At 53.6% G+C, this 26610-nt stretch carries 32 protein-coding genes, 1 tRNA gene and 1 pseudogene; 4 read left to right on the top strand and 30 right to left on the bottom strand.

The window, feature by feature from the left end; genetic code table 11:
* Positions 1–92: 92 nt before the first annotated feature.
* Entirely contained in the window at positions 93–1529 is a 1437-nt protein-coding gene (gene otsA, locus PAGR_RS09555) for an alpha,alpha-trehalose-phosphate synthase (RefSeq protein ID WP_014605655.1), read from the bottom strand.
* Positions 1526–2314, bottom strand: a complete 789-nt coding sequence (gene otsB / locus PAGR_RS09550; RefSeq protein WP_014605654.1) for a trehalose-phosphatase — start codon at positions 2312–2314, stop codon at positions 1526–1528. The genes otsA and otsB overlap by 4 nt, the downstream gene beginning before the upstream one ends.
* Before the next feature lie 885 nt (positions 2315–3199).
* On the opposite strand from otsB, the gene pmrA reads away from it, so the two are divergent.
* From pmrA to PAGR_RS09530, 4 genes are all read left to right on the top strand, one after another.
* Positions 3200–3886: a two-component system response regulator PmrA gene (gene pmrA / locus PAGR_RS09545; protein WP_014593911.1), complete on the top strand. Its 687-nt coding sequence runs from the start codon at positions 3200–3202 to the stop codon at positions 3884–3886.
* Positions 3883–4950 (top strand): two-component system sensor histidine kinase PmrB, encoded by a 1068-nt coding sequence (gene pmrB / locus PAGR_RS09540; RefSeq protein WP_013026114.1) that lies wholly within the window; start codon positions 3883–3885, stop codon positions 4948–4950. The genes pmrA and pmrB overlap by 4 nt, the downstream gene beginning before the upstream one ends.
* Positions 4951–5312: 362 nt before the next feature.
* Positions 5313–5852 (top strand): peptide-methionine (S)-S-oxide reductase MsrA, encoded by a 540-nt coding sequence (msrA, locus tag PAGR_RS09535; protein WP_014605653.1) that lies wholly within the window; start codon positions 5313–5315, stop codon positions 5850–5852.
* A gap of 206 nt (positions 5853–6058) precedes the next feature.
* Positions 6059–6146, top strand: a tRNA-Ser gene (locus tag PAGR_RS09530).
* A gap of 186 nt (positions 6147–6332) precedes the next feature.
* Here the strand turns inward: PAGR_RS09530 and PAGR_RS09525 are convergent.
* The 28 genes and pseudogenes from PAGR_RS09525 to PAGR_RS09390 all read right to left on the bottom strand — a co-directional run bounded on the left by PAGR_RS09525 (position 6333) and on the right by PAGR_RS09390 (position 26601).
* Positions 6333–6767: a tail fiber assembly protein gene (locus tag PAGR_RS09525; protein ID WP_014605652.1), complete on the bottom strand. Its 435-nt coding sequence runs from the start codon at positions 6765–6767 to the stop codon at positions 6333–6335.
* Between the two features lies 1 nt (position 6768).
* The gene (locus tag PAGR_RS22800) at positions 6769–7773 is read right to left on the bottom strand and encodes a gp53-like domain-containing protein (RefSeq protein WP_014605651.1); all 1005 of its coding nucleotides are present in this window, start codon (positions 7771–7773) and stop codon (positions 6769–6771) included.
* On the bottom strand, positions 7773–8453 hold the full coding sequence (locus tag PAGR_RS09510; RefSeq protein WP_014605650.1) for a baseplate wedge 1 family protein: 681 nt from the start codon (positions 8451–8453) through the stop codon (positions 7773–7775). Before PAGR_RS09510 ends, PAGR_RS22800 begins: the two co-directional genes overlap by 1 nt.
* Positions 8450–9649: a baseplate J/gp47 family protein gene (locus tag PAGR_RS09505; RefSeq protein ID WP_014605649.1), complete on the bottom strand. Its 1200-nt coding sequence runs from the start codon at positions 9647–9649 to the stop codon at positions 8450–8452. Before PAGR_RS09505 ends, PAGR_RS09510 begins: the two co-directional genes overlap by 4 nt.
* Positions 9649–10002: a contractile injection system sheath initiator gene (locus PAGR_RS09500; RefSeq protein ID WP_014605648.1), complete on the bottom strand. Its 354-nt coding sequence runs from the start codon at positions 10000–10002 to the stop codon at positions 9649–9651. Before PAGR_RS09500 ends, PAGR_RS09505 begins: the two co-directional genes overlap by 1 nt.
* Entirely contained in the window at positions 9999–10655 is a 657-nt protein-coding gene (locus tag PAGR_RS09495) for a Gp138 family membrane-puncturing spike protein (RefSeq protein ID WP_014605647.1), read from the bottom strand. The genes PAGR_RS09500 and PAGR_RS09495 overlap by 4 nt, the downstream gene beginning before the upstream one ends.
* A 79-nt stretch (positions 10656–10734) precedes the next feature.
* The gene (locus PAGR_RS09490; protein ID WP_014605646.1) at positions 10735–11247 is read right to left on the bottom strand and encodes a hypothetical protein; all 513 of its coding nucleotides are present in this window, start codon (positions 11245–11247) and stop codon (positions 10735–10737) included.
* On the bottom strand, positions 11244–12287 hold the full coding sequence (locus PAGR_RS09485; RefSeq protein WP_014605645.1) for a hypothetical protein: 1044 nt from the start codon (positions 12285–12287) through the stop codon (positions 11244–11246). Before PAGR_RS09485 ends, PAGR_RS09490 begins: the two co-directional genes overlap by 4 nt.
* A 202-nt stretch (positions 12288–12489) precedes the next feature.
* Positions 12490–12564: pseudogene (locus PAGR_RS24120) on the bottom strand (hypothetical protein); the annotation flags it as partial.
* A 6-nt stretch (positions 12565–12570) separates the two neighbouring features.
* Positions 12571–13269 carry a hypothetical protein gene (locus PAGR_RS09480; protein WP_044042333.1) on the bottom strand — a complete coding sequence of 233 codons (699 nt, stop codon included), beginning with the start codon at positions 13267–13269 and terminating at the stop codon, positions 12571–12573.
* Positions 13269–14297, bottom strand: a complete 1029-nt coding sequence (locus PAGR_RS09475; RefSeq protein WP_014605644.1) for a hypothetical protein — start codon at positions 14295–14297, stop codon at positions 13269–13271. Before PAGR_RS09475 ends, PAGR_RS09480 begins: the two co-directional genes overlap by 1 nt.
* 3 nt (positions 14298–14300) lie before the next feature.
* Complete coding sequence (locus PAGR_RS09470) at positions 14301–14603, bottom strand: phage baseplate plug family protein (protein WP_014605643.1); 303 nt, start codon at positions 14601–14603, stop codon at positions 14301–14303.
* Complete coding sequence (locus PAGR_RS09465) at positions 14600–15217, bottom strand: phage baseplate protein (RefSeq protein ID WP_014605642.1); 618 nt, start codon at positions 15215–15217, stop codon at positions 14600–14602. The genes PAGR_RS09470 and PAGR_RS09465 overlap by 4 nt, the downstream gene beginning before the upstream one ends.
* A complete protein-coding gene (locus PAGR_RS09460) occupies positions 15217–17193 on the bottom strand; it encodes a transglycosylase SLT domain-containing protein (RefSeq protein WP_014605641.1) in 1977 nt (658 codons plus the stop codon). The genes PAGR_RS09465 and PAGR_RS09460 overlap by 1 nt, the downstream gene beginning before the upstream one ends.
* Positions 17183–17335 carry a DUF6889 family protein gene (locus PAGR_RS24115; RefSeq protein WP_014605640.1) on the bottom strand — a complete coding sequence of 51 codons (153 nt, stop codon included), beginning with the start codon at positions 17333–17335 and terminating at the stop codon, positions 17183–17185. The genes PAGR_RS09460 and PAGR_RS24115 overlap by 11 nt, the downstream gene beginning before the upstream one ends.
* Before the next feature lie 35 nt (positions 17336–17370).
* Positions 17371–17847 carry a phage tail assembly chaperone gene (locus PAGR_RS09450; protein WP_014605639.1) on the bottom strand — a complete coding sequence of 159 codons (477 nt, stop codon included), beginning with the start codon at positions 17845–17847 and terminating at the stop codon, positions 17371–17373.
* Positions 17848–17849: 2 nt separating this feature from the next.
* Positions 17850–18290, bottom strand: a complete 441-nt coding sequence (locus PAGR_RS09445) for a DUF3277 family protein (RefSeq protein WP_014605638.1) — start codon at positions 18288–18290, stop codon at positions 17850–17852.
* 12 nt (positions 18291–18302) lie between these two features.
* Positions 18303–19448, bottom strand: coding sequence for a DUF3383 family protein (locus PAGR_RS09440; protein ID WP_014605637.1), 1146 nt, complete (start codon positions 19446–19448; stop codon positions 18303–18305).
* Positions 19449–19451: 3 nt separating this feature from the next.
* A complete protein-coding gene (locus PAGR_RS09435; protein ID WP_014605636.1) occupies positions 19452–20000 on the bottom strand; it encodes a phage neck terminator protein in 549 nt (182 codons plus the stop codon).
* On the bottom strand, positions 19990–20379 hold the full coding sequence (locus PAGR_RS09430) for a hypothetical protein (protein ID WP_014605635.1): 390 nt from the start codon (positions 20377–20379) through the stop codon (positions 19990–19992). Before PAGR_RS09430 ends, PAGR_RS09435 begins: the two co-directional genes overlap by 11 nt.
* Positions 20366–20995, bottom strand: a complete 630-nt coding sequence (locus PAGR_RS09425) for a hypothetical protein (protein ID WP_014605634.1) — start codon at positions 20993–20995, stop codon at positions 20366–20368. Before PAGR_RS09425 ends, PAGR_RS09430 begins: the two co-directional genes overlap by 14 nt.
* Positions 20992–21399, bottom strand: a complete 408-nt coding sequence (locus PAGR_RS09420; protein WP_014605633.1) for a DUF4054 domain-containing protein — start codon at positions 21397–21399, stop codon at positions 20992–20994. The genes PAGR_RS09425 and PAGR_RS09420 overlap by 4 nt, the downstream gene beginning before the upstream one ends.
* Positions 21400–21402: 3 nt before the next feature.
* A complete protein-coding gene (locus PAGR_RS09415; protein ID WP_014605632.1) occupies positions 21403–21738 on the bottom strand; it encodes an STY1053 family phage-associated protein in 336 nt (111 codons plus the stop codon).
* 43 nt (positions 21739–21781) lie between these two features.
* On the bottom strand, positions 21782–22723 hold the full coding sequence (locus tag PAGR_RS09410; RefSeq protein WP_014605631.1) for a DUF2184 domain-containing protein: 942 nt from the start codon (positions 22721–22723) through the stop codon (positions 21782–21784).
* A 9-nt stretch (positions 22724–22732) separates the two neighbouring features.
* On the bottom strand, positions 22733–23230 hold the full coding sequence (locus PAGR_RS09405; RefSeq protein WP_014605630.1) for a structural cement protein Gp24: 498 nt from the start codon (positions 23228–23230) through the stop codon (positions 22733–22735).
* 11 nt (positions 23231–23241) lie between these two features.
* The gene (locus tag PAGR_RS09400; RefSeq protein WP_014605629.1) at positions 23242–24468 is read right to left on the bottom strand and encodes a DUF2213 domain-containing protein; all 1227 of its coding nucleotides are present in this window, start codon (positions 24466–24468) and stop codon (positions 23242–23244) included.
* A gap of 35 nt (positions 24469–24503) precedes the next feature.
* The gene (locus tag PAGR_RS09395) at positions 24504–25169 is read right to left on the bottom strand and encodes a phage head morphogenesis protein (RefSeq protein ID WP_014605628.1); all 666 of its coding nucleotides are present in this window, start codon (positions 25167–25169) and stop codon (positions 24504–24506) included.
* Entirely contained in the window at positions 25129–26601 is a 1473-nt protein-coding gene (locus PAGR_RS09390) for a DUF1073 domain-containing protein (RefSeq protein WP_014605627.1), read from the bottom strand. The genes PAGR_RS09395 and PAGR_RS09390 overlap by 41 nt, the downstream gene beginning before the upstream one ends.
* Positions 26602–26610 lie beyond the last annotated feature (9 nt).

Genomic DNA, 26610 nt, shown 5'->3' with positions numbered 1-26610 from the left:
AGGGTAACTGATTAAAACATAAGGAGAGTTTGCAGACGGCAAGCGAGGGCCAAATACGACAAACAGCAAGCCATCCCTGGCTTGCTGCGGCATCAGGCGAGTTTTGGAAATGTGGCCACTTTATTCGCCATTCCATGATCGGCGCTACGTGGCGCAATCTTTTCGAGATCGCGTAGGAAGCTTTCGCGCCATGCGGTGATGTCGTTCTTACGCAGAACGGCCATCATATCGTTATAGCGAGAAATTCTTTCCGTGCGCGGCATAGTAATGGCCTTGTCCAGCGCAGCGGCCACCCCATCCCGGTCATAGGGATTCACGATCAATGCCGAGGTCAGCTCATTCGCCGCACCGGCAAAGCGGGACAGTACCAGTACGCCCGGATCATCCGGGTCCTGTGCCGCAACATACTCTTTCGCAACCAGGTTCATCCCATCACGTAACGGCGTCACCAGCCCCACGTCGGTCAGACGGAAGATTTTCATCAACAGACGACGGTCAAAGTGCTGGTTAAGGTAGTACAGCGGCGTCCAGCCCAGTGTCCCGTATTTACCGTTAATGCGCCCTGCTTCCGTTTCAAGCTGATGACGAATATCCTGGTAAGCCTGCACATCACCGCGTGACGTGGGCGCAATCTGGGAATAGCGAATTTTGCCGTGATGCTGAGGGAAGTTTTCCAGCAGCGCCTCATAAGCCAGGAAACGTTCTGGTAACCCCTTGGAGTAGTCCAGACGCTCACAGGCGATGATGTTGCGGGCATCGCCCAGCTCTTTTTTCATCGCGGCCATCTTCGGTGGCAACGGCCCTTCAGCCATCTCTTTAATGCTGTCGGGTTCAATCCCTATCGGGTAGACCTCTGTCATAAAGGTATTGCCATAGGCGCGGTGTTTCTTGTCACCCTTATTCTGCAACTGGGTCAACTGGCTGACACTGTCGAGGAAAGCCACACGATCTGATTCTGTCTGGAAGCCCAGCAGATCGTATTCGCACAGCATCTCCAGCAGTTCCTTATGAGGAGGCAGCGCGTTGAAAATTTCCGGCGTAGGGAAAGGAATATGCAGGAAGAAGCCGATACGGTTGTTAATGCCAGCCCGACGCAATGCAGCGGCAAAAGGTAAAAAGTGGTAATCGTGGATCCACAGAATGTCATCCGGCTTAATCAGCGGCTTTAATCGCTGCGCGACCGCATCATTGACCTCACAGTAGCCTTCCCAGGCTTCGCGCTGGAACTGAACTAAGTCTAACCGGTAGTGAAAGGCGGGCCAGATAACGGTGTTTGAAAACTGGCAGTAGTAAAGATCGTATTCGTTCTGGCTCAGAGGGAAAGAGGCATATTCAATACCGTCATGTTCCATTACCGATACCGGATTTTCTTCTTCACCTGAAAACTCACTGATCTCACCGTTCCATCCAAACCAGAGTCCGCCCGTGCTCTTCAGCGCGTCCAGAATGCCGACGGCCAGGCCGCCAGCACCGGTTTTGTTCCCATTTGGCATGGCGATACGGTTAGATACAACCACTAAACGACTCATAACCTACACTCCTTACCAATGTTGTCTTGCTCTAATTGTAATCGTGTTGTTTCAAGCCAGGCATAGACATCCGTAACGTCATGTAAACGATAATGCGCCTGACTGGGGCCTTCCCCCACTTTTATAGAGATTCCCTGCAGGGCATTCACCGCAGCGAATCCTTTTTCATCGGTCAGGTCATCCCCGATAAACACCGGGATACGGCCTGAGAATGGGGCTTCCTGCATAAATTTATGGACGGCTGCGCCTTTATCAATCCCGGAGGGTTTGATTTCTACAACGCATTTGCCGGGTTGCAGCGCAAGGCCGTTAAAACGCGCCACCGCAGCCTGAGCCAGTTGCATGACATCCTGTTCGTGCTGCGGCGCGCGACGGTAATGAAGCGCGAAAGCCATGCCTTTGGCTTCCAACTGCGTACCCGGCCACTGCTCCATCGCCTCCTCAAGCAGGCGTTTGAGCGGACGTTCAACATCATCTGGCAAAGTCACCCGATGCAGTTCGCCTGTAGCATCACGCCGTTCAGCACCATGCACGCCTGCTGCCGGTGCCCGCAGAGGCGCCGCCAGCGCATCCAGTTGTTCGACAGGTCGGCCAGAAACCAGCGCCAGTGCGCCATGGCATAACGATGAGAGCCGTTGCAGTTCTGCGACGACATTTTCTGGAATGAAAACAGCATCGGGCTGGGACTGAATCGCTGCCAGCGTGCCATCGACATCAAAAAAGAAGGCATACAGACCGCCGCTCAATGACGGAAATGAGGCATCACTATCTGCCATCTGGGTCACGTGTCTTCTCCTGTAAATAGGTTCATCATCAGGACATCACAGCAGAGGACGTTTCAGCAAGAGGTTGGCTCAAGGCCATGTGAAGTAAGGAGACTGCGTGGTAAAACCCTGCAATTCAACAACCCTTTTTCAAAAAACAAATGTGTTTTGATGCTGATAAATCCGCTGGCTGCTATTGTCGCCCCATAAAGTGTAGTCGCTAAATTTCATTCTGCCAGAAATATGCATTTCCTGTGCCAGCCGTCTCGCTTTCCAATGCCCTGGACTGGCCCGGACCGATCCCTGAGTGCTTCCCGTCTTTTTATCAAGCGCTCAACAGTGAAATAAAAGTGTAATAATTGGCCCTGTTTAAGGTTTTCTTAATCTTTAATCAGCAGACTGTTTAAAATTATTGTCAACTCATTCGCGCGTACACGGATGGACGGTCTTTTGTTGGTTTCATGAACGCTTTTTAATCGGTGATAATAGTAATTAATGACTTTTCATCCGTCCCGGATTAATAATTCCTTTCCGTATGAAATCATTTTTTTTGCGTCTCTTTCCCCTATTACTGATTACGTCCTTTTGGCAATGCGGCATTTTATGTTTTGCTATATCGCGACAGCTTTATTGCCCTGGCAAGGTTTTCGTCATACGGCGTTGCCATTCGTCTCCATGTGGCATTGCGTCAGGCAATCTCTCAGCGTTATCGCGGCATTCGGTAAAGGTTACGCGTCGTTTGCCATCGATTAACAGGGTGAGATTCCCTGACGCAATAGGCGTTTACGTTGTTTTCGGTCACAATAGCCGGGGCGCTTGTCCTGTTCACCCCCGCGATGGGGACTCAAACACGCTTTATCTGCCTTTCTCACTGCCAGCGCCGATTCGTAAAGGGTTTCAGAACTTATGAAAATATTGATTGTTGAAGACGATGCCCTGCTACTTCAGGGGCTGGTACTGGCACTGGAAGGTGCAGGCTACGTGTGCGATGGTGTTTCAACGGTCCGTTCTGCCGAAGCCCACCTTGCCAGCGGACTTTACAGCCTGGTGCTGCTGGATATCGGCCTGCCGGACGAAGACGGCCTGCATTTACTGCAACGCCTGCGTCGTCAAAAGCAGATGCAGCCCGTTTTAATCCTGACCGCACGCGATACCATTGAAGAGCGCATAGCCGGACTCGATGCCGGCGCTGATGACTATTTGATTAAGCCTTTTGCGCTGGATGAGTTGCTGGCACGGATTCGCGCGCTGATCAGGCGTCACGTCAACCAGGGCGATTCCCGCCTCGAAGTGGGTAATCTGTCACTGGATATGACCCACCGCCAGATTCATCTGGATGACGTGCTGCTCGACCTGACGCCCAAAGAGTTTTCCATTCTATCCCGGTTGATGTTGAAAGCAGGCCATCCGGTTCACCGTGAGTTGCTGTATCAGGACATCTACAACTTTGATAATGAGCCCTCCACCAATACGCTGGAAGTCCATATTCATAACCTGCGCGACAAGGTGGGCAAAGCCACGATCCGAACGGTTCGCGGTTTTGGCTATGCCTTATCTCAGCCGCGCGCAGAAAACGAGTCATCACCCGAATGAATCCCTACCGTTCTGGCAATACCATGCGTTTCCGGCTGATGCTCACGATTGGCATGATCATGCTGTTTTTTCAGTTGATCAGCGTGGCCTGGCTCTGGCATGAGAGTAAAGAGCAGGTGCAGTTTTTGGTGGAAGCCAACCTGCTTAACCGCAACATGGATAAGCACGTGGATAAAGAGGTCCGTGAAGCCATCCTGAGCCTGGCGCTGCCCAGCCTGGTCATGATTAGCCTGACGCTACTGCTGTGCTATCAGGCGGTAAGATGGATCACTCGCCCGCTTTATCAACTGCAGCATGAGCTGGAAAGCCGGAGTGAGGTGAACCTCGAGCCGATTATCTTTGAAGGCTCCGTTCAGGAGATTGATGCCGTCACGCAGTCCATTAACCGACTTGTTGCGCGGTTAACCGCCAGTCTTGAACGCGAACGCCTCTTTACTGCCGATGTTGCTCATGAACTGCGTACGCCGCTCGCTGGGCTGCGTTTACATCTTGAACTGTTACAGCGCAACCAGGCCGTCGATACACAACCGTTATTACAGCGGCTTGATCAGATGTCTGGCAATGTCTCTCAACTGTTGCAACTCACGCGTGCAGGTCAGCAGTTCACCTCTGGCAGTTATCAGAATGTTGAGATAGTAGAGGAAGTCATCCTGCCGATGGAGGCTGAGTTGAGTGCCATGCTGGAGACGCGCGAGCAGACTCTGACCCTGGAGGTCGAGGACATGTTCCGGGTGAAGGGCGATGCCATCTTGCTGAGAATGCTACTGCGTAACCTGGTAGAGAATGCTCATCGCTACAGTCCATCGGGCGGAAACATTACGGTGCGTATTGAGGCAACAGCCGGGCTGTCGCTCATCATTGAGGATGAAGGGAACGGCATTGATGAAAGTATGCGCGGTGAACTGAGTAAAGCCTTTGTACGCATGGATACCGGCTACGGCGGCATTGGCCTGGGGTTGAGCATTGTCAGCCGGATTGTCCAGCTCCATGGCGGACAATTCCTGCTGGAAAATCGCCCAGATCGTTCAGGCTGCCGCGCCAGGGTAAACTTCGCTACTGCGTGATTTAGCCGTTGAACCAGCAGACCAGAAACGCAATCACTGTGCCGGCGGCAATAATCACGGCTAGATATTCGCTGAGGCTGCGAGACGGAACAGAACTGACGGATACGGTGGGGGTTTTCATCGATCTCTCCAGTGATGTTTCATGCAGTATCGCTTCCTTATATTAAGGAAACATTAACCTGCCGCGCCTTCAGGCTGCCCGCCAGGCGCAGGCGATCGATCCCTGCTACGCTAAATCATTCGTCTCACGCCATGCCATCACCCCGCTAAAACCTGGCAACGGCCTGAAATGCCTTGTGTGACGTTGAAAACGATCGATCTCATCCCCACCTCTTTCCTTCAGACCAGACAGGAGTAATTTTATGGCTATCCAATATGCAGTGATCGCAGGCGGCTGTTTCTGGTGTACAGAAGCGGTCTTTAAAGATGTGATCGGCGTTGAGTCAGTGGAAAGTGGTTATACCGGCGGTGCGCGCCCTAATCCCACCTACGAGCAGGTGTGCAGCGGCGCAACCGGTCATGCCGAAGCCATTCGTATTGGTTTTGATCCTGAAAAGATCAGCTATGGCGATTTGCTGGACATCAGCTTTGCGACCCACGATCCGACCCAGCTCAATCGTCAGGGCAATGACATCGGTACACAGTATCGTTCCGCGATTTTTGTTGAGACGCCGGAGCAGGAAGCCGAAGCCAAAGCGGCCATCGCGCGTGCCCAACAGGATCATGCTGAGCCTGTTGTGACCACCATTGAACCGTTAAAAGCCTGGTATCCCGCTGAAGGTTATCATCAGGATTACTGGGAAGGCGCCGGTCAGCGCAACGGTTACTGCATGGCGGTGATTCCCCCCAAACTGCAAAAGCTGCGCAAGAGTTTTGCCAACCGCGTAAAAAGCGCGCAGTAAGCTCAGGCAACCCAGCGAATCTCCCCTTCTGTTACGCTGTGCAATATCGCGTTTTTGGCGCCAAAAAAACGCGATTTGCGCAGCCTTAACGCGATTCGTTCAGAGCTTAAGCGAATAGAAAAAAAGAGAAAAATAGTGCTTGACCGTTTCAGGCCGACTCCCTATAGTAGCGCCCCGTTGACCCAGCGCGGTCAGCAACAATTTGCGGTGAGGTGTCCGAGTGGCTGAAGGAGCACGCCTGGAAAGTGTGTATACGGCAACGTATCGGGGGTTCGAATCCCCCTCTCACCGCCACATATAGTAGGACGTTACAGGGACAAAGTCCCGTGTAGACTGGCTTCCGAGACTACACAGAGACAACGGCACTACAAAAAAAGCACAAAATAATGCACGTGAAATGCACGCGCACTTTGGGCTCAAAGAAAAAGCCTCTGATTAACGTCAGAGGCTTTTCTGTTTGTGTCTATATGTAACAAAAAATCAGCTTATTGGTTTGTCCGGCCAGGTGATGTTGGGTGCCTTGGATGTGTCTATCTCATTCACGGCGTCCAGATAATCCAGCCACTTGTTATAGGCCGTCAGGTCATCCCCTTTCAGACGTCCCAGCGCAGCCTTGCCCGGCCACTGACGTGTGTTCATGAAGTCATTGGCCTGAGAGATTTTTACCAGTTTGTCATTTGCAGCCTGGGCAAGGATTTCTTCCTGCGTGGGCGCAGGCTTATCAACCCAGCAGGGCATCCCCTCACCCGTTGAACCCAGGATTTTTCCCTCGGGCGGCACCGATATAAATTCATGCCATGCATCATCCGTCACCTCTACCGCGTCCTGTGGCCAGCCCACTCCTTTCTCATAGTCCGGCTTCATGTCTTCCGGGCAGAATGCCATGCGACTGGCGCTAAAAAACATATTCCCCATATCAGTATCCTATTGCCAGAAAGTGAAAAGTGATTGCGCCTGAACCAGCTGAGGCCGCGCTCACAGAGTTACCGCTGATCTGGATGCCCTGCGGTTTATAGGTGAACTGGCTCGTATTCGACGAGCTCACGTCAGCGCCGCTGATGCCTATTCCGTTCGCGTCATTGGCAACGTTGTGCGTCAGCACGACATGCAACGCGGCGTTAGGAAACTGAATAGGGTAGGCTTTTGTACTCAGCGTGCCGATTGTGGCCGGTGCGCTGCCCCACTGAATAATCAGTCCGGACGGGAGTTTCTGGTATCCGTTAACGCCAAAGTTGCTGTCGAAAAACGACATATCCGGCAACTGTCCACTGCCGTTGCCCGCGTTTTTGTTCGCCGCCGTGCCGATGCCCAGATAGTTGAACAGTTCTGCTGTACTCTTTTTACCTACGATGTCGCGTGCAAAGGCAGTAAATGCAGTCAGAGCAGCTTTGTTCGGTCCAAAAAAATAAGTCAGCGTGTCAGTGTCGGACTGTAAACCGGATAAAGCGATTAGATTCTGGTTGAGCGGCTGATAAAGCTGCCCCAGTCCGAGATAGGCAATAACGTCGCCGATACTGCTTTTCCCCACGATATCCCGTCCGGTCTGCGTGAAGTCCGTCATTGCAGCAGCGTTCTTCCCGATGAAATAGGGGAGTTTGTTAGCATCCGACTGCAGGCCCGACAGCGAATTCAGGTTCGCGTTGACGATCTGAAAATCCTTTTGCAGCGCATTAATAAAAAGCTGAACAAATCCGCCAATATCACCATTGTCCAGTACGTCAGAGCCGGTTTTACTCGCGATATTCTGCGCAATTGCCGCCGCCACGAACGACGCCTGGCGGATTGCCTTGTTGATCTGCGCGGATGATGCCTTTCCTGACTGAAACCCGGTGGCCAGCGCAGCCAGATTTTCATAATCTGCCTGAGCCGTGACGTTTGCGTTTGCCCCGGTCGCAAATGGTTTAAAATTGTTTGCTGCCATCAGAGTTGTTTCTCCCATGAACCACTGTCGAAGCCCGATATAAAATGGTTATCCATATCGAACCCAAAAAACGTACTTCCCTCAGACGGCGTAATTACTGAGGGGATTTGAATGCTGCCTGCATATACGCCCGCCGCTTTTACTGTCAGATAGCCCTGACGGATGGCCGCGATAAGTTCCCTCGACACCAGGCTGATATCCTTTTCAGGAAACACCCACAGCCCGACTGTCATGTCCTGTCCGTCAACGATCTGCATCGTCAGGCCGGAACCGTCCAGCGCGTTATCCAGGATCCCTTTTAACGAACCGTTGGTGCCGTCCCAGTTGTTAATGGCGATTTTGGCCTTGAGAATAATCCGGTAGGTTTCATCACTGAGGCGGGTATAACCGCTGTCCGGATCATACGGTCCCTGCCAGACACCCTGATCCCAGCCCAGACCATCCGTATCAAAGGAGAAATAAACCCCTGAGATAGGCACGGCCACCGTGCGGCTACGGCCAATCCATTCCCCGAGTATGTCCAGCTGCACGCCCGCGGCCTGATCGATATCGAAGGCCGTCAGTAGCCCGTCCATTGCACCGGCGGCATCCGTCAGGGGTCTTGTGGACAGATCCACGTGCTGTGTGAAAAGTGGCTTTGTCCGGTGATAATTGGTTATCAGGTCGGTGTATTTGCTCATGAAGCCACCGTGACAGTGATGTTATCCACTGAACAGGTCACCGCCTCGTTAAACGCCGTCACGATATTGGCCGGTGCGACCGTCGCCGCCGAACGCCCGATCTGCAGGCTGTTGATGTCGTAATACCGGCTTTCCCCTCCGCTCACCACGCCAAGATTTGCCGGGGAATAAACGCGGCTCAGCAGCAGGTCATCGCCGATATCCAGCGAATTAACGTAATCCGCAATCGCCTTTTTGATGTCATTACCGACCTGTGTCGTGTAGCCCTGAAACGCCTTTAGCGTGATAGCCACAAACACGGGTACCGGTGATGATCGTGAAAAACTGATGGTGTGGGGGTTTTGCCACGCGTCAGGGACGGTTACGGAGGTGCTGCCAAACGTGGCGACGCCCTGCCCCTTTTTGCCCTGAATCACCTGAGCAATGGCGTTAACGTCTCCACCGTCCACGATTGCCGCAACGGAGTGCGCGGGCAGTCCGTTTGCATCCTGACTTCCGGTGTCGTTTTCATAGAGTTTGTGACGTGTCACGCCGGTGACGTTCGCAATTGCCCCATCTAACGCTGCAAAAGGCGTCAGGGACGGAAGCGCAACGCTCTGCCGCTGACGGATACGTAGCTCTGAGTCCGTTTCTGCTGCGCTGCCCACCGTGGCGGCTGACGCATTGGTCACGCTCAGCCAGCCGCGCGTGGGCGTGTTAATTTTACTGACCGAGCCCGCCACAGCGGCGACAGCGCCCGACACCGCACAGGTGGAAGTGGCGATCACGGTACCGCCCGGGCCGATAGTCACGCTCGCAGGCAGGTTCCAGATAATGCCGTTGGCGTCCTTAACCGAACCGTTGGTAATCGTGGTACCCGCCGTACCGACCAGCGTCAGGTCAGCGGTTGAGTTCGTGGCCGCACGGCGGCTGATACCGTTAATTTTAACGTTCCGTGAAAGCGCGTCGGTCATACCTGTTGACGGCGAAAACGAGTTGTAAACCGCAATGGCGGTGTTGTTAGCGTCGTGAATGGCCAGCGCCACCAGCGCCACCATCTGACCGTCTTTACTGTCTGGATCCAGATAGGCGTCGGTACCATAAATCTGCTGAAAGTAGCCGGTAATGGTGGTGAGGATGGTCTGATAAGCAGGCGCACTGATGCCCTGGGCGGTTACCGTTGCCGATAGCCCCAGCGTGTCTAGGTTGAGAGCCATTAAGCCTCGCTTGTAACGGTGGTCGTCCCGTAAATGGTGTCAATCGTCGCGGTGAAGATTACCCGGCGACTGGTGGTGTCAAGGTTGGTATCGAAGGAGATGAGAGATTTAACGCCCTGTGTCTCAAGGATGCGCTGGCGTATGGCGAGGCTGTACGTTTCCGGCTTCTGCTTACCGAGTACCGACTGTATCCATGGGGTTCCCGCAGTGGTATCAAGAAACCACTGACCGTACCAGAGCAGAAACCGCGTTTTCACTGCCTGCGCCACCGCGTCGGGTGAGTTAATCAGCCAGGTATCATCGCCACGGCCAAACGTATAGTCGCCGTCGTCGTCTTCGCGTCGGTATCTCATTGCGGGCCGCCCGTCTGACTATTGCCCGGCTGCACGCCAGAGTGAACGTGTCCTGTCTGGCTGATGCCTTTCGCCACCTGATCGCCGGTTGATGTCACGGTACCGTTGACCTGAACGTTGCCGTTCACTGTAAGCAGTGGCGTGGTGATGTTCACGTTTCCGCCCTGCATCAGTTCGATAAAGCTGCTGCCATCGTCGGTGCGAACCTGCACAGATGTGGTGCTGATGCCGGATATCTTCTGCGCCTGTGACTGTGGGCCAACGATGGCAAAAGCATCTGACAAATCATGCTGACGCGGATCCACAGGTTCCTGAACGCCGCCATTCTGCCACCAGAAATCTATGCAGCGATCGGAAAACACCACCAGGCATTCGTCGCCGGCTTTTACCGGGAAAGTGATGGTGCAACCGCCGCCACGCGGAAAGATAACCGGCACATCAGTAAGCAATGGTAGTGGCGCTGACTGAATCTGCCCTTTTTCATCTACTCCCTGACCTGCAATAGCGGGCTGAATCGTGCAGGTGCATGTCGCCGGTTCGAATGACTGAACGATGCCGGGCAGAGAGACGCGCAACATAGAAAATATGGTGTTGTACAGCTGCGAACTCATGTGCTCACTGCTGCCAACCTGAGAATTCAATGAGACAGGCATTTGTGGTTCTCCGGTCATAAAAAAACCCGCCTAAGCGGGTTTGGATTAAAAAATTACATTTCTCGAACAAGCAGGTGCATCATGTTTTTTTATTTTTTGGATTCAGCATTGATTCAGCGGCTTTTTTAGAAGCTTCTTGCTTAGATGTAAATCGCTTCAATATATCAGGGCCTGTAAGACTCAAAACCACAGTCAACAGTTGCCACATAGTTAAGAATACTAACAAACCGTATGATATGCCTCTGAATACTGTGCGATGTGCTAAAATCCAGTCGAATTGTTTGAGTAATGGCGCTCCAATTCCTACCAATAGTACAGCTGCAAGAATAGCGGTCGAATGAACGATTGGTGTAAAAAGATTATGAATCCCCGATCCACCGCCTCCTGAATCCCCGCCACGAAAAGATTTTTTCAATCTCTCAGGATAGATAATCGCGAACCATGCACCAACTACAGCGAATATTATTGATGCGGTTGTTCTAAGCGCTTCAAACAATGGCCATTGCAGAGCAAAAGCAATGTGACGCCCAAAGTATCCTGCACTCCCTATCAGAGCCAAGATACATATGATTAACGTCACTTTAACTTTCATTGCAATCCAGAACCTCTAAAGATCAAATCTTTTTTGCTAACAATTTCAGCAAGTAAAGACTGAAGGTTTACAATCTCATCATTCTCTCTTTCGATACGTAGTTCAAATTTAGTTCGTGAAAGAGAGTTACTAAGCCAGTAAATTTTTTCAGGCTCGCCTTTAAATACGAATCCATAATCGTTAACTTCTGATGGGTCTTGCTCCCATTGAGTGATCATATCGTTAACATCTTGTAGACCTACATCAGGCGAAACAATGTACTTAACTTTGGTTGTATCATTAGGTGCCTGAGCATTGCGAGCATTTAACTTATCCAATAATTTTTGCCAGAGAGCTAAATCAGGCACCGTGCTTAAATTCAGCTCTAAAACACGCTCGATTTTAGTAATGAAATTCGCCTTTTGCCTTATCTCTTCATGCTTACCTGGATTTTTAAGCATTCCAGTATTAAACCTAGGCTGATAATATTTTTTCTCTTCTTGATCATCATGAATATCGAGCATATAACCTGTAACTTGCAATTCATGTGAACCGTCTTCAAGTTCCACCACCTCAGATTTTGCATGCTGAGACGACTGTTTAAGAAATGAACGAATATATTTTTGCAGCGTACCTTGTGCTGTTACTTTGTTGTGAAGCCTAACAGTAGCCATCAAATTTCTGTCGGCTATAAACCAGAAATATGTTGCAAATCCTGGAATATTACCTTCAGGAATGGGGCTCATAACCACTTCGGGATCTGCACCATATCTAGCGTTTTCACTCAAAGAGGGCATACGCTGACCGTTACTGGGGACTTCGTTCCACAATAACATTATCCAGTCATCCCCCACGCTTTTGGCATCAACCAGATATGCAGGAAATCTTTCTTCATCTGCTTCAAAGGTCTTAGTTTCTTTAAGGGTCTTTTGTGCGGCCCAACCGTTAAGATCAGCTAAAATCTCCCCCAATGAACCGAAGGATGGTTCTGAGCCCCCCGGACGATAAAATCCAGCTTTATGTACCTTATAAAAGGTGAAAATTGCTTGTTCGCTGACCATAAATCTTTGCCCAAAGTAATAAGAAACATCTAATTTATTATTAAAAAAGGCTTATATGTTAGATGTGATTATGATCAGTAGTTATACTGTATGAAAACACAGTATATGTATACAAGCAAGTTGATAACGGTGTTAATTCACGTTACATTTATAATGTCTTGAAAATAATGGGTATTAATTGGATTAACAGGCTTACTACGAGCTAATTTAACTTTACGCAGTCATAGGTCCAGAACTGCCGAGGCTCGTCCATGTTCTTGCGGATTACTTCGACGTTGAAGTTTTAATTTTCGATGCCAGCCCCTTTGTAACCAGAGCAAGGTGCTGAAATGGTTACCATCGACACATACCCCTTGTTTCCTTGCTGCTCACACAGTGAAGTATGCATTCTGGCTAATCTAGCTGCATGTTCAAAGTCTATTAAGTCGCCAAAAGTAGCTTCGCTCAGCGCGGCCTGTTTGGTTAGTGCCGGTATCTTTCTGTCTTTCAAAACCGAGGTGAAATCATTGATTCCCTTAGCCAGCACACTGGTACAGGTTTGCTTATAGTTATCACCTGTGTAAGCTGAAACTCTATTACATTGTGCCATATATGCTGTGATTGAATTCGATACTGCCCGCGCGGTGAGAAGTGCTCTTCCTACATGAACATATGCGTTATCTGCCGTTGTAGCACTTGGGTATCTGGTGACAAAATCAAAGCTGTATAAAGCATTCTTGAGATCATCGCCTGTTGAAGAACCGGTGCCAAATTTCTCTTTGTTTACCAAAACTTCTGGATGAGATTTTTCAAAATTTTCTTTTTCAAGCGCTTGCGATTTTGCCGCTTGCGCTTGATTTTCAACAAGCTGTTTATCATAGGCTATTTTTTCAGCTTTTTTTTCTTCCAACCATTTTTGCTGAGCCTTAATGCCGTTAGGGTCCCAGCTACATGAAACTAAACTCAGAGGCAAAAAAAGACCAATCAATAAGCGATGCATCATTAAATATTCCCTGTTTTTGCAATGGTTGACACGCTCTGTAGTTCTTTGGCGCCTTTTGCAAGGCAGAGCAAATCCATGTACCAGTTCTGCCCGCGCGTGTCCCCAGTATAATCAATACTGCCTACGGTGTAATCACCATCAGTATTTATTGCGGCCGGTTGCGAACCGGGAATGCCATCGACATATAGATTGCCGTCGCTGGCGCTTTCATTCAGCCTGGCGGGTGACATCCCGATTTGCTCATTACTGAGAGCCACACGATAGACGGATGCCTGATCGAGGCGAACCAGACCGCCCAGTTTGATGGCTGGATTAATCAGGCACCGGACGTTTACCCCTGCCCCCATCGTCTGCTGTGGCATCCCGATCAGGCCGGTACTGGAGTTAAGTACCACCACCTCGTCGATGTATTTCGAATCAGGAACAATATTCACCTGATTATTTTCATACCACCAGTTGGCCTGGCACTTTCTGGCGATGCCGTACATCACATCAGACGTGTTACCCACCAGCACGCGCCCGCGAGGGAAAACCGTATCAGGGAAATCGGGTACCGATCCCGCTGTGATGCCGTAAGGCTGATACGTCTTCATCCCCGCTTCGAACAGGTCTGAATATTTCCAGCCGGCAGCCACAGTGGTGCGGACGGAAGCATATAAATGCCCCTGCCAGCCGTCAATACACTGCAGTAGTAGCCAGGAGTCAGTAACGTTGTCTTTACCGGCCACGGTGAAACGGATGTCGCCGTTAAAAATCATGCCGACATTGCGGTCGGGATAATTACCCGCTTCATCAGGGTTACCGTTATAACCGGCGATTACCTGAATGCGGGTGAATTCCTGCGACATGATGCGGTTCTGCGTGGCCGATGACAGGTTGTAAATTTTAAAGTCGCCCACGAATCCGTTAAAAATCGTCGCGGGCATCTTCTGAACATTAAAGGTGACTTTCAGATCGGTAAGCGCTATCCCGTCGCCCTTGTCATTCAGCAGCTGTAATTCAAAATGGCGCATCCAGTTCTGTGACATTCTTTACTCCGTGCGGATAAAAAGGTGACTGCGGATCCCGAGGTCGTTCTCGCCGGGATAATCATGATCGTCAGCATCGCAGACCACGAACAGCGAAAAGCCCAGATTCAGATACGCATACTGTGCCAGCAGGTCAGCGCCGGTCACCAACGGTATGCCGCCCGCTATCAGCGCCCCCGTGCTGTCGCTTAAATCCAGATACCAGCAACCGGCGCGCCAGATAACGGTGACCTTATAGAGGCTTCCCGCTATCGTGGTGCTGAATGTCTGGTTCTGAGGCTGTAGCGGCATTTCGGTAATGGTCATGAAAAAAACCCTTTCGCTGCGGATACTGCCGATCTCAGGATGGATTCAGACGGCTGTTTAGGCGTTTTGACGCCGCTGTCCTGAACCGCGCTGGTGTTAACGCCCAGCGCCATATTCTCTTTTGGTGCGCCTTTAATGGTCTGCGCCTGCGTGGTGATGACTTCGCGAAGGGTCAGCGTGGCCATAAGCACATTTTCCGTTGCTTTGTCCGTGGTGACGTCCAGCACGCGGATCAGCATGTTGCTGTAAAGCCGTTTACCGGTTACCACGTCGAACGGCTGGCGGGAGCGCTGCAGATCAAGCAACTGTGCGTAGATTTCTTTAGGGCTGCTACCCAGCGAGAGGCCGATAGCTGAGGTGTTGAGCAGATCAAGTACAGAACCTCCACCGGAAAAGCCAATTTCCATGACCAGTTCAGAGGCGCGCCGGTAGGCATGATCGGCAACAAATCCTGCGCCGTCAGCGCTTGCGCCTGCGGCCTCAGATGTCACCCGTTCAACGGGATGTTCGGTTATCTCCAGCACGTCACTGTGCTTTTCGCTGATGACAACATCGGGGATGATGATGCCGATTTTCCGCGACCGCTGGTGCAGCAGTACCGAGAGAATGTCCATCAGTTGCCCCTGTTCATCTGCTGTGTCGCGCGAGAATTAACCTGGTTCTGTTTGTCGGCAATAATGTTACCTGCCTCGCGCGGATCCGAAACGCCGTGAATATTGATGACCGTTTCCTGATGCATTGAGGCACCGCCCGGCATATTGCTGAGCACGCGGGGAACGTAGTTGCGCGTTTCCTGCGGCATCAGTGCCATACCATACTTCTGGACGTTGCCCAGGCCCCAGTTATACGAGGCCAGCGCTTTGGTCAGGTCGCCGCCGTTGGCTTTCAGCAACTGAGAAAGGTACTTTGCCGCCGCCTGTGCAGCCTTCATCGGGTCGAACGCTTCACCACGGCCCAGCCCCATATCGCGACCGGTACCCGGCATCAGCTGAAAAAGCCCCTGCGCACCGGCACCGGAAACGGCGTTGGGATTACCGGATGATTCGGCTATTGCCACACTCCGCAGCAGTCCTTCCGGCAGCCGGTAAAGCTGTTCCAGCCTTTGCATCGCAGGCTGCATCCAGCCCAGCAGCGCGGCGCCGTCTTTTGTCGGCTGCGGACGCTTGCCGTCTCCAAACCAGCCGTTAACGGTCTGGCCTATGCTGCGCGGATCAAAGCCGGTTTTGTCTTTAAACCAGTCGGCGGCATTGTTTGCGCTGGATGACACGACAGGCATCGCATCGGGATTTTCTTTACCCTGGTGCAGTATCTGACTGCCAATGCGGGCGGCATCAGACCAGCGGCCCTCGTTAATGGCGCTGAGCAGGTCGCCGATCATCGACAGCATTTTACCGAACTCGCCAAACTGCTTTGTCAGGCTGGCAATATCACTTTTCAGCGTCCAGTTTTTAAGGTCGATGTTGAGCAGGCGCGCAACCTGATCGCCCGCGTCCCTGAGCGATGATTTAAGTTCCTTTATGGCTTTAAGGGCAGCGTCAACATCCGGCTGCCACTTTTTCCAGTCGATCAGGCTTTTGCCGCCTTCCTTCCACACCCTGTAATCGTCATAAAGCGCGAAGATTGCCAGGCCTAACGCTGTGACGATCCCCACCGGCGACATCAGAAATGCAGAATTCAGCACGCGCCAGGCAACCACCAGCCCGCCGAAAATTTCGATAAGCTGGCGCGTGCTCTTGTCCAGCGTGTTCCACCAGTCGCGGATGTCGCCCGCCGCCTCGATGAGCCGGAAAACCACTTTTCCTATGGTGTCAGCCAGCCAGAGAATGAGTTTTATCCCGCCCGTCAGCGCCGCTTCGATTTTGGGAAAATTATCGATTACCTGTTTGCGCAGGCTGTCGATGGAGCCCGCCAGACCGCCCGCAAGGTTTGAGCCGATTTTATCCCGCGCCATGCCCGCCATTTCACCGAACGACCGCAAAGAGGTCATGAAACGGTTAGAGCTCACGGCGGCCGTATCGGCGTTATAGCCAATGGCCTTTGCCATCTGCGTATACTGCGCGGAGAACTGGCCCACGCCACGGCGCATTGCCATCAGCGTGTTTTCATCAATGCCCAGCATCTGTGCGTACTGGCTGGCGCGGTAATACGGCATATTGCGCAGCTTATCGCCGACGCCCGTAAAAATGCTGGCCATGTCGCGCATGTTGCCGCTGGCGTCACGCGTCTGCACGCCCAGGCGGTTGAGAAAGCCCTCCGCGCCCGGGTTGTTGCGCATAAAGTGGGCGAGGCTTTCCAGCGATGACCGCGCCCCGTCAACGGTACCGCCCAGCTGCGACACGGCAAAACCAATCTGCTGAATGCCCGCCACCGTTGCCCCGGTGCGCTGCGACATCCAGTAGAGGTTGTCCAGCCCGCTGGCGATTTTGGCCGTAAACGCCACCACCGACAGCGCCGCCGCCTCGACCGCTGCGCCCAGCTTTACCGCCTGCAGCGTTGTAGCCGCTATCGTGGCGTCAAACTTCTTCGCGCCGGACTCGTCCACCTGAAAACCCAGGGAGATTAAAAAATCCTTGATAACATCAGCGTTCATTCGCGGCTCTCCAGCGGGCTATGCGGGCTTCGTTGTCGGCCTTTAAATCCAACCAGTCGTTCATACGTGCAAAATCGGCGAGGTCTAACGTGCCGTCTGTGAGGGATTCATAGCGACACACGCCCTCAATGACAGGGCGCATCAGAAAATCCTCGCCATCCGGCAACGTGTCGAGCGTCAGCCCTGTGACTGCTGGCCCTCCGTCTCTTTCTCTGGGAGTGCGGGCAAAAAATTTCCCAGGCTGTCGCCCACCACGCGACCGACAATCTGCAGCATGCTGAACAGGTCAATATCGTCGAATGCCAGGTCGTTGCCCTGCGCAACCGGTACCCAGCGATCTTTACCGTGCGCACGCTGTACCACTGCCAGGCACGGAAAGATGATCGCGTTGGTATCTTCTTCACTCAGCATTGCGAGTTTGTCCGCCACCACTGGCAGCAGCTTTTCGAACACCGGGGCATAGCGGGTAAATTCGCTCGCCTTTTCTGTGTCTGCACCCTGCACCGGTTGAGATTTCGGCAAAAGGTTCTGGATGCTGCCAAATTCAGCCAGCAAACCGGCCAGCACAGGCAGCAGCTTGCGTGACACTTTAAGCTGGTCGAACACACTCAGTTTGTGGGCGCTGTAGCGGATGCCTTTAATTTCAAACTGCATAATCAGAACTCCCCTAAGATTTCGTCGATTTTGCCCGCATCAAACACCCAGGAGACGTTGCCGGCAACTTTCGGGTTGTTCCAGTCTGGCTGTTTCTGAAACGCGCAGGCGCGTGCGGTCACGATGTCACCGGACGACTTGTTACGCAGGACGATCACGTTATTGCCCCACAGCGCGGACGAAACCGACTGCGCGTTGTACATCAGGGACAGTTTCTTGTTCACGGGTGACGTTTTCTGCAGGTTGACGGTGACGGTCCCGGCTTTGCCTGCATGCAGGCTGTGCATTACCTCGCCGTCAGCGCCGATCGTCATGGTGTTTTTGGCCTCAGACATGGTGACCACGATCCCCTCATCAGAGTTTGCGGAGCCATAGCCAAGGTCAATAATGCCGGTCGGCCCCGTCAGCGAGGCCGTGATATCCATAAAGCTGTATGCACTCATTGATTATTTTCCTCAGCGCATGACGTTAATCTGAACGCTGGCGTAATGGATTGCTCCCGCCAGCTTGCAGGCCACCTGAACCGGTACCGACTTACGCGCTTCGCGGTCAGCCTGTGCCTGAGATGAAATCGCAGCCATGTAGACGTAATACCCTTTGGTCAGGGTATCGCCCGGGGAAAGCTGGCCAATCTGGCCGCCGTTCCAGACGCCAGGGGCGATCAGACCGTTGTTCACCGCCTGGTCCATTGAGGCTTCCACGTTTGCCATGATGCGCGTGTTACCCGCATCGGTCTGCGGCACCTTCGTTCCGCTGGTGTACAGCAGGTTAAAGAGGTTGGTCTGTACGTAGTTCTGCAGCCAGTCGAGGCCGTGGCGCTCATCGAAGAAATCACCGTTGCCCATGACGCCCTGCTGCAGAATGGCCGTGTCGTTGGCGTAGTACACGTAAACGTTGCAGTTCTTCGCATCCAGCGCGGCCGCCTGTGCGGGCGTCAGGCTTTCATAGGTGATGCCGGGCTCCTGCTTGAATTTCAGCGTGATGGTGGTACCGAACCCGTTAAAATCTACGGTAAAGGCACGGCCAAACGCCGAAATTGCCCCGTAATTACTGGTGGATGAATACTGCACGAACGTGCGGCTGTATTTCGCCGCTTTCACTTTCGACGCGATATCGGTGTTCACTGTAGTGAGCAGAGCATCGGTGTTTTTCGTGGTGACTGCGAGAATGCGGCTTAACGATGAGGACTCAATCGCGGCGCATACCGGCAGCAGGTCGTCATCTTTACGATCGGCGTCATACGTTACCCCGAGCCCGTACCAGTTGGTAAAGCCCAGGCAGGCGTTCACGCCATCGAGTAAAGTTTCAACCTTACCGACCTCTGCCGCCGCCAGCGTTTTCGCCCAGCGACCGACATACACCTGCGAAGGCGTCGGCGACTGTGAGAAGTACGCCACGGCAGCAAGGTATTCCTCACTATTGGTGCCGAAATCGGTTCCGATGCTTGCCGCCGAGGTATACAGGCGGATACGTTCGGTCAGCGGAATGATGGTTGCGCTACCCAGGATGAGCAGTGAGCCAAAGTTACGGCCCGCCGCCGCCCTCGGCGACATAATAATGTCCACGCTGGCAACGTTTGAAACGGGTAAGCCCTGCGGCATGGGTTATTCTCCTGAAATACTGAAAGGGGCGTCGGTCAGCGACTGGATACCCCAGGTGCTGATCACTTTGCGGCGCAGGCGAACCATCACGTCGTAACGGCGTACCCACTGATTGTTAATTAGTTCCGGCGCGGGCCGGATGCTGTCGCAGTCCGCCAGGGTTAATCCCCACTGGCCCAGCGTGTCGTTGTTCTGATTCACGGCGAGCCCGTCCCGAAACTGCGCAGCAACCTGCTGGCCAGCTGGCCCGTAAAAGGATGCCAGGCACTCCACCAGCTCATGCCGCCACTGTTCGGCGTCAGACTCTGTCTGGTTAATAAACGCGGGACCGGCATCGGCAGCAATGCCCGTCACGCCGAATGCACACCAGTTAACATCGGCAGGGGGAATGGCGGGCTGGTCAGGCTGCCAGCGGGCAATGACGCGACCGGCTGCCAGCCCTGAAACGTTGCGGATCCACTGGCTGAGGTGCACGTCCAGCGGCGTGTCGTAGTCAGTCGTGGCCTGCTGCGGGGTGAGCCAGCCGGGCTGGCCGGTGGTGTTACTGCTCAACGGGCGTACCTCCGTCAAACGGCAACAGTTCGCAGTGCGCCTGAACGAAGCCCGCGCCGTATGCGGTGTACGGATCGACAAACGACACGCGGTAATCGCGCCCCTGATACGTCACAATGTCCGCATCCCGTCCGGTCTGGCCCTGCGTCAGGCGTTCTGTGGTGACGATCAGGATCGCACCATGCACCACCTGCCCCGCCTCAAGCCTGCGGCTTTCCAGCGACTTGTCCACCGTTACCACGCCCGCAAACGGGGAACTGGTGACGGTATTTTTCCCGAACCCATCATCATTCACGGCCATGCTGCGGCGCTTTACAACTAAGGTGGTGTCGCAGAAGTCGGGATCGAAAAGGATGTCTGTTACGTCAAGATCCGGCATTTTTATCCCTCACGACGTAGGTGATCGAGCGTAAAAGCTGCCCGGTGTCATAGAGCGGTTTTGTGCCGCTGCGGCCCCGGCTGCGGCGGGCGCGTAACGTGGCTTCGGCAAGCGGGGTAAGCTGGTCACCTGCCGTGATGACGTTTCTGGCAGCGTTTACCGCCTCAGTCCCTGCGCGGTTCAGCATGGCTTCGGCAGCGGACGCATTACCGCTCAGGACTTCAAAAGCAGCCTGCTTCATCAGCGCAGCCACCTTTTCGCGCGACTGCGCCACCCCCATGTGCAGGAACGGACGCGGCGGCAGCTGCACGCTGTAGGCAGCGACTTTATGCTGCGTGGCAAAGTTGCTTTTCGCCTGCTGCACAAACTGCCCGTTGCGTTTAAAGCTGCCGTCATCATCAATCTGGCGGTAAACGGTGGTCATGTGCTCCGGCACGCGGATGGTGCCGCCAAAACTGTGCAGGTAGCCCAGTTCGGCGTTGTTGATTTCCATCCCGTCAGTGCGCTCAGCGCGGTCAGACGGAATACCCACCAGCACGTCGCGCTTACCCAGCGTTTTGAGCGCATCAAGCACCGCCTGTGCATTGTCCGCACGGAGAACAAGACCGGATTTCACAGTTGCCGCCCCCCCGCGCCGAACATCATGATCAACTGCCAGAACTCCGCACCGTAGCGTGAGTTGTTCCAGAAACCGGCATCGGCATTCAGCGTGGATCCGGTGTCATAGCTCACGCTCACCTTGTCCACCGACTTGGACGCCTGCACACCGTTGGTTGAACCGCCTGCACCGCCCGTGAGTGACGCACGACGATCGGCAGCAAAGAGCACCAGATAATGCGCCACGAAAAGCCCGGTGAAATACGGGAAAAGCTCGCGGCCCGTAACGTTTTCATTGAGCAGGCGATCGGCAAGATTCAGGCGGAATGTGATTTGGGAATCGGGAAACTTCGCCTCGTCAGCGAACTGGGGAAAATCGTGGCGAAAGTCGGCCACTGTCGGAAGTGACACATTTCTCGCCATTTTTTATTTTTCCTTCGGCTGTTTAAGAGCTTCCAGCTCTTTAGTCAGCATTTCCAGCGCCTTGCCTTTCGCCTGAATTTCTTCAGTCTGGTCAGCGATTACTTTTGTCTGCTGCTCCAGCTGCGTTTTAAGGCCGTCAATCTCGGCCAGTAACTCTTCGTCACTTCCCGAGGTTGTTACATTGCCGGTTTGGTCAGAATGGGCCACAACAAACCAGTGTTCAGCGACGTCTTTATCAACGCTGTGACGGCCGACGAGAAATCCCGTCTGCTCCCCTTTCGCGTCGGTGAAGACAAACGGCGTGTGAACCAGAATTTCTACCTGTGTTTTCTTTGCCATGTCAGGCTCCGGTAAAGCCCCCGAAGGGGCTTGTTAAAGGGGGTCAGATGCCGTCTTTATAGGCAATGGTTTCACGGTAAACTGGCTCGACTGCGCCCAGCTTGCCGTAGTAGGTCACCAGCTGATAAAGGCCGCGATACTGGATCGGGATGCTGCGCAGCGCCACCAGCGGATAACGGACATACTTTTTATCGTTGGTGTAGGCGATCATACGGTCCTTGCCGCCCACGCCGCGCCCTTTCAGCCACTTGATGGCTTTGATTTCCAGAGGCTGGCCGTTGTTATGGAAAGCGATGGTGTTGGTCGAAAGGTAGGTCAGCAGCGACATGTTGCCCGCCTCCGACACCTTACGGCTGGCCAGCAGCGCATACTGCTCTGGCGGCACGCGCAGTTCTGTCGGAACCACCGAATACGCCGACGCTTTCCAGGCATCTGTCAGCACTGAGTTCACGCTGTCCAGAATCTGGTCGTTGGTGGAGGCTGCCCATGTCTGAGGGGCATTGTTCAGCGTCACGCCATCGAGATTAAGCAACCCTTTGAGGTTGAGCGCGCTGTCGCCGATATAAACCTGCTCGTCGTTGTCCATCTGCCATTTCAGCTGCATACCCTCATACTTCTGGGTATCGATCGGGCGCCCGACCTGCTCAGCAGCCTTAAGTTCGATAACTGTCCAGCCCAGTTCCATGCCCCAGAGGTTCAGGGGGTTACCGGCTTTGTCGATATTGACGTTCACACCGGCGATCGCCGTGGAGTCTTTACCTACCCAGTTTTTCCCGTTGGGATTCGCGCCTGAACCGGCTGCGGCAAAACTGGTATTGGTCCAGCTCGATATGTCATCTGCAATTGAAACGTCTTCGCGTAACTGAATGTCACGCGTCCAGGTGTAGCTTACCAGCGGCGCGTTCAGCGTCTGGTCGAGACGCTCAAGCTCGCCGACCAGGAAAGCACCGGTGCCGTCAATGGTGCGTTGGTCAAAAGTCTGCATTTTGTGTCCTTAAATCTTGTAGGAAATTTCAGCGTTGCCGTTGGCATCGCCCGCACCAGTGAACTGCGCATTTGGCAGCACCGCCGTTTTGCCGTTGACAGCCGTCGCCATAAAACCGCCCAGCGGAACGGTAATGCTGGCATCGGCACTCAACACCACATATACAGGCGCGCCCTTTGTAATGGCGGTGGCATCGGTACCCACAAACACACTCATGTAGCCGCGTTTCAGCGCATCGCCCGCAAAGTTTTTATCTGAACCCACCTGGCGGACCAGATCGGGCGTTGAGGTGGTCGGATACGGGCGAACGTAGATCCCCTGAATCAAATCAGCGGTATCACCGTCAGCCAGCGGCACGAAAAGGCCACCTGAAAATTTTCCCGCCAGGCCATAGGCCGAAAACGCGTTTGAAGCGCTGATAATTACCGGTTCAACGGTAAGATCCTGCGGGCGTGAGATTGCACCGGCGATGCCAACAGGCATCCGGTAAAGAATCGTGTTATTCATTGGGAGTTGCCTCAGCGTTTATTCCAGAAGTCTTTATTCTGCTGATTGAGGTCAGCATTCGAGTTGCCTGACTGGCGCAGGCTGTCGCCGGTGCGGATGGCCTGCGTGTTGCGCCCTTTCGCCAGTTCGGAAACGGCGGTGAATGCCATTTCTACGTGCGCTTTCGGCAACTGTTTGATAGCCGCATCACCCACAATCTGACGCACCAGCGCCTGATCAGCTGAGGCCAGCACATGACGTTTAAACGCCGTGGGCTTCATTGCCTGGGTCAGGTCGATACCGGGCATGATGAGTTCTGCACGATAAGCAGAGTCGCCCGTTGCGGTCACTGGCTTCTCTTTGTCCTCATCGTCTGAGTCACCCGTTTTGCGCTTATCTTCTTCGTCATCGCTGCTGTCTGCGGTTTTACCCTCCAGCTTGTCGAGACGCGCGATGATCGCCGCCGCCCAGGGCGGAATTTGCTCTTCATTGTCGCCAGTCTTGAGCCCACCCATTTCCGGATCACGGTCCGGCATGGGATGCTGTGGCGCCAGATTGATACTGAGGTTAACGCCCTGCGGTAAATCACCACCTTCATCGCCCGTCATGCTCGACGGCGGCGACTCCAGAAGCTCATTCATGGTGTCTGCATCGCCTGTTTTCACAGCGCGTTTTAAGCGAGTGAACCAGTTTTGTTTAGTTGCCATCGTGTTTCTGTCTCCAATTGCGCAACGTGATCCGGCCCTGCCATTTGGGACGAGAGCCACATGGTTTCCGGTGATTTGGTACTGCTTTGCCTTGCCTATGGCGGTTTGCTGATACTCGGCGTCGTAACCGCACGAAACCTCGCGCAGCCCGTTTTCGATGTAGTCGATTGCCTCTTCATCTTTAATGATGAGGTCAGTAATCATCAGGTCTGACTGTGAGCCGCTACCGCGCCGTACGTTCTGAACATGACCAACGGCCAGTTCGCGCCAGTTCTCCGGATCGACAAATTTGATATTCCCTGCGCCATCCTCCGGGTGAAGGATGGTGACGGTCATACCCTCGAAGGATGCGAGCGTCTCGGGGTTGAACACCTCATCATCGGTGCGCTCGACAACAATTTCGCCGTCTGAATCCGCCTCAAGCTTTGGCAGGTCCAGCGCGCTGTAAAGCTGTGAACCTGTGCGGGCGATCGGGACGTCTTTGCACAGCAATGAACCGTCAGCAAGCCGGAAGCGGGTTTCACCCAGACGGGAATTAAAAAGGTATTTCATTGTTCACCTGCGGATTTCAGGCATAAAAAAAGCCGCTATTCAGCGGCCTGTTGATTTTGTGGGAATATGACTTCACACCAGCAGCGACAGTTGGGTAACGCGCCAGCGTGGCCAGTCATGCCATCAAGAGTGGGCGGGTCAGTCCAGTTAACAAACTTTCCCTCCATCTCCTGATGCGAGTGACGCACATCACCGTCATCTGCCGTGCGCCAGATGTAGCCTGCTGAACCACTGGCAAGCGCTCTGGCCTGCGTCAGGGCGGTGACCGCCCGACCTGTTTCGGTCCGTGCGATGAGTTTTGCCCGGGAGATTGCCACATCACCGGATGCCGCTATTTCCTTCGCAAAAGAATCAGCACGGCGGCCCGATGCAACGGCCTCAATGGCTTTGTTCTGGATATCGTAGATGCGATCAGCGGCTTCAAGCGGCAGCGACTTTATGTACTTCACCTGTTCAGCGACGATGCTCTGCATCACCTGGCCTGTGGGCGTACTACTGATAATGTGGCGAAGCTCATTCCCGATTAGCAGGCTGTTACGCCGCCACTCCCTTTCGCTGTGGCGTTCCAGATCCGTAGCAAAGCCTGTTGCAACACGGTTGGCCCAGCCGTCAATGATATCGCTGTAGCGCTCAAGCGCGTCCATGATGTCGGTAACGCTGTCATTTGAACCATCGTAGCGGCCATTTACGATGTCGCCCACCGCCTGCGCTATCCGCCGTAGGCTGGTCCGGTACCGGTTTTCCGCCTGCTTCGGCAGGCTCCGGGTCGTCAGTCCGTTCGCTGAACCCTGGCGGCGTTTCATCTTCCGCATTCTCGATATCCTCATCGGTGATGGATGCGCCCACGCCGGTGACGTCTGCATTTTCACGCAAATCAGTCATGCCAGCCTTGACGGTCATCAGCCCGGCATCAACGGCAGCCACGATGGCGTTAACAGTGTTGGTCGCGACCGTCGAACGGTCAACGTCCGACATCTGCCAGAGCGGGTTAAACTCAAACGTGAAGTCATCGGGCAACGGCTTGCCCAGCTCAGAGCGATACATCACGTCGAACAGCTTACGCAGTGGCTGACGCAAACGGCGCTCCTGCTGCGTACCTATGGTGTCGTAATAGTTCGACAGGTCAGCATCGCCGGTAGAAAAACCTTTGGGCGACTGGCCAAAGAGACGCACCAGCGGGATCCCCGTCGCGCCACTTATTTGCTCAGCGAACTGGCTGATCACGTCATCAAGACCAGCAAACGAATACTGGTGAGTCTCGAAGACATCTTTACCATCCATGAGGGTCATGCCTTCATTGCTCTGGTACATGCGTATGAGATCCAAATTTTTCAGCAGATTTTCGTACGCCTTACCACCCAATCCGATAATTTCTCGAAGTTTATCAACCTTGTATGTTCTTAAGTGGGCTTTATAGACAAGCTGAGCCGCGCCCATGGTTGCACTGTCAAACGCGGTCAGTCGGTCCCAGATGCGTTCGATGATGGACATGCCCCACTCGTTTTCTGTCTGGGCCTGCTGATAAGGCAGTGTTACGCCATCGAAGCGGATCAGGCGGCTGTGATGAATGCTCCAGGCGGGTATCCCCGTTGCAGTAGTCACCACGTCGTATCGTTCCGGCTTCCCGAGATTCGGGCCCATATCCCTAATGCGACGCTGCAGGTTAGGGTTAATCATCCAGCGGTCGAGCGGCAGAATCCCTTTGAACTTACCTTCGCCGATAGTCTCCAGCCGCAGAGGCGTAAACGGAGCCTGGCCCTCGATCATGATGAAGCCGACCGCTCCGCCATAGAGGCGCGACCATTTGATCGTGTCGTTCAGGCGGTCCCACAGTTCCAGCTCATCGAACAATGACTCAATTACGCCACGCTCTTTCGGTTCAATCTCGGAGGTGATGCGAATGCCCTTACGGGTCATATCATCAGCGACCGCATCAACCGCAGAGCCAATGATGGCCGATGAGCGGTATGCCCATTCAATCTGTAGCCGGTTGCGGCTGGTGAAGTTAGCCCGGTATGACGATGCGGCATGCTGGTTCTGCTGCTGCATGCCCACACGGGCCATGAAGTTGTCGTAACTGTCCGCCGTAGCCTGGGGAGTTCGCGCGGCGCTGCTGTTTTGTTTACGTGCCATCGTTTCCTC

It is taken from the genome of Pantoea ananatis PA13 (assembly GCF_000233595.1).
Classification (GTDB): Bacteria; Pseudomonadota; Gammaproteobacteria; order Enterobacterales; family Enterobacteriaceae; genus Pantoea; species Pantoea ananatis.
Note: the sequence above shows the minus strand (reverse complement) of the source record. Positions and strands in the feature narration are given on the sequence as shown.

Coding starts and splice junctions, on each gene's coding strand:
- otsA (WP_014605655.1), bottom strand. CDS start 1,529: ATGAGTCGTTTAGTGGTTGTATCTAACCGTATCGCCATGCCAAATGGG.
- pmrA (WP_014593911.1), top strand. CDS start 3,200: ATGAAAATATTGATTGTTGAAGACGATGCCCTGCTACTTCAGGGGCTG.
- pmrB (WP_013026114.1), top strand. CDS start 3,883: ATGAATCCCTACCGTTCTGGCAATACCATGCGTTTCCGGCTGATGCTC.
- msrA (WP_014605653.1), top strand. CDS start 5,313: ATGGCTATCCAATATGCAGTGATCGCAGGCGGCTGTTTCTGGTGTACA.
- PAGR_RS09525 (WP_014605652.1), bottom strand. CDS start 6,767: ATGGGGAATATGTTTTTTAGCGCCAGTCGCATGGCATTCTGCCCGGAA.
- PAGR_RS22800 (WP_014605651.1), bottom strand. CDS start 7,773: ATGGCAGCAAACAATTTTAAACCATTTGCGACCGGGGCAAACGCAAAC.
- PAGR_RS09510 (WP_014605650.1), bottom strand. CDS start 8,453: ATGAGCAAATACACCGACCTGATAACCAATTATCACCGGACAAAGCCA.
- PAGR_RS09505 (WP_014605649.1), bottom strand. CDS start 9,649: ATGGCTCTCAACCTAGACACGCTGGGGCTATCGGCAACGGTAACCGCC.
- PAGR_RS09500 (WP_014605648.1), bottom strand. CDS start 10,002: ATGAGATACCGACGCGAAGACGACGACGGCGACTATACGTTTGGCCGT.
- PAGR_RS09495 (WP_014605647.1), bottom strand. CDS start 10,655: ATGCCTGTCTCATTGAATTCTCAGGTTGGCAGCAGTGAGCACATGAGT.
- PAGR_RS09490 (WP_014605646.1), bottom strand. CDS start 11,247: ATGAAAGTTAAAGTGACGTTAATCATATGTATCTTGGCTCTGATAGGG.
- PAGR_RS09485 (WP_014605645.1), bottom strand. CDS start 12,287: ATGGTCAGCGAACAAGCAATTTTCACCTTTTATAAGGTACATAAAGCT.
- PAGR_RS09480 (WP_044042333.1), bottom strand. CDS start 13,269: ATGATGCATCGCTTATTGATTGGTCTTTTTTTGCCTCTGAGTTTAGTT.
- PAGR_RS09475 (WP_014605644.1), bottom strand. CDS start 14,297: ATGTCACAGAACTGGATGCGCCATTTTGAATTACAGCTGCTGAATGAC.
- PAGR_RS09470 (WP_014605643.1), bottom strand. CDS start 14,603: ATGACCATTACCGAAATGCCGCTACAGCCTCAGAACCAGACATTCAGC.
- PAGR_RS09465 (WP_014605642.1), bottom strand. CDS start 15,217: ATGGACATTCTCTCGGTACTGCTGCACCAGCGGTCGCGGAAAATCGGC.
- PAGR_RS09460 (WP_014605641.1), bottom strand. CDS start 17,193: ATGAACGCTGATGTTATCAAGGATTTTTTAATCTCCCTGGGTTTTCAG.
- PAGR_RS24115 (WP_014605640.1), bottom strand. CDS start 17,335: ATGCGCCCTGTCATTGAGGGCGTGTGTCGCTATGAATCCCTCACAGAC.
- PAGR_RS09450 (WP_014605639.1), bottom strand. CDS start 17,847: ATGCAGTTTGAAATTAAAGGCATCCGCTACAGCGCCCACAAACTGAGT.
- PAGR_RS09445 (WP_014605638.1), bottom strand. CDS start 18,290: ATGAGTGCATACAGCTTTATGGATATCACGGCCTCGCTGACGGGGCCG.
- PAGR_RS09440 (WP_014605637.1), bottom strand. CDS start 19,448: ATGCCGCAGGGCTTACCCGTTTCAAACGTTGCCAGCGTGGACATTATT.
- PAGR_RS09430 (WP_014605635.1), bottom strand. CDS start 20,379: ATGCCGGATCTTGACGTAACAGACATCCTTTTCGATCCCGACTTCTGC.
- PAGR_RS09420 (WP_014605633.1), bottom strand. CDS start 21,399: ATGGCGAGAAATGTGTCACTTCCGACAGTGGCCGACTTTCGCCACGAT.
- PAGR_RS09415 (WP_014605632.1), bottom strand. CDS start 21,738: ATGGCAAAGAAAACACAGGTAGAAATTCTGGTTCACACGCCGTTTGTC.
- PAGR_RS09410 (WP_014605631.1), bottom strand. CDS start 22,723: ATGCAGACTTTTGACCAACGCACCATTGACGGCACCGGTGCTTTCCTG.
- PAGR_RS09405 (WP_014605630.1), bottom strand. CDS start 23,230: ATGAATAACACGATTCTTTACCGGATGCCTGTTGGCATCGCCGGTGCA.
- PAGR_RS09400 (WP_014605629.1), bottom strand. CDS start 24,468: ATGAAATACCTTTTTAATTCCCGTCTGGGTGAAACCCGCTTCCGGCTT.
- PAGR_RS09390 (WP_014605627.1), bottom strand. CDS start 26,601: ATGGCACGTAAACAAAACAGCAGCGCCGCGCGAACTCCCCAGGCTACG.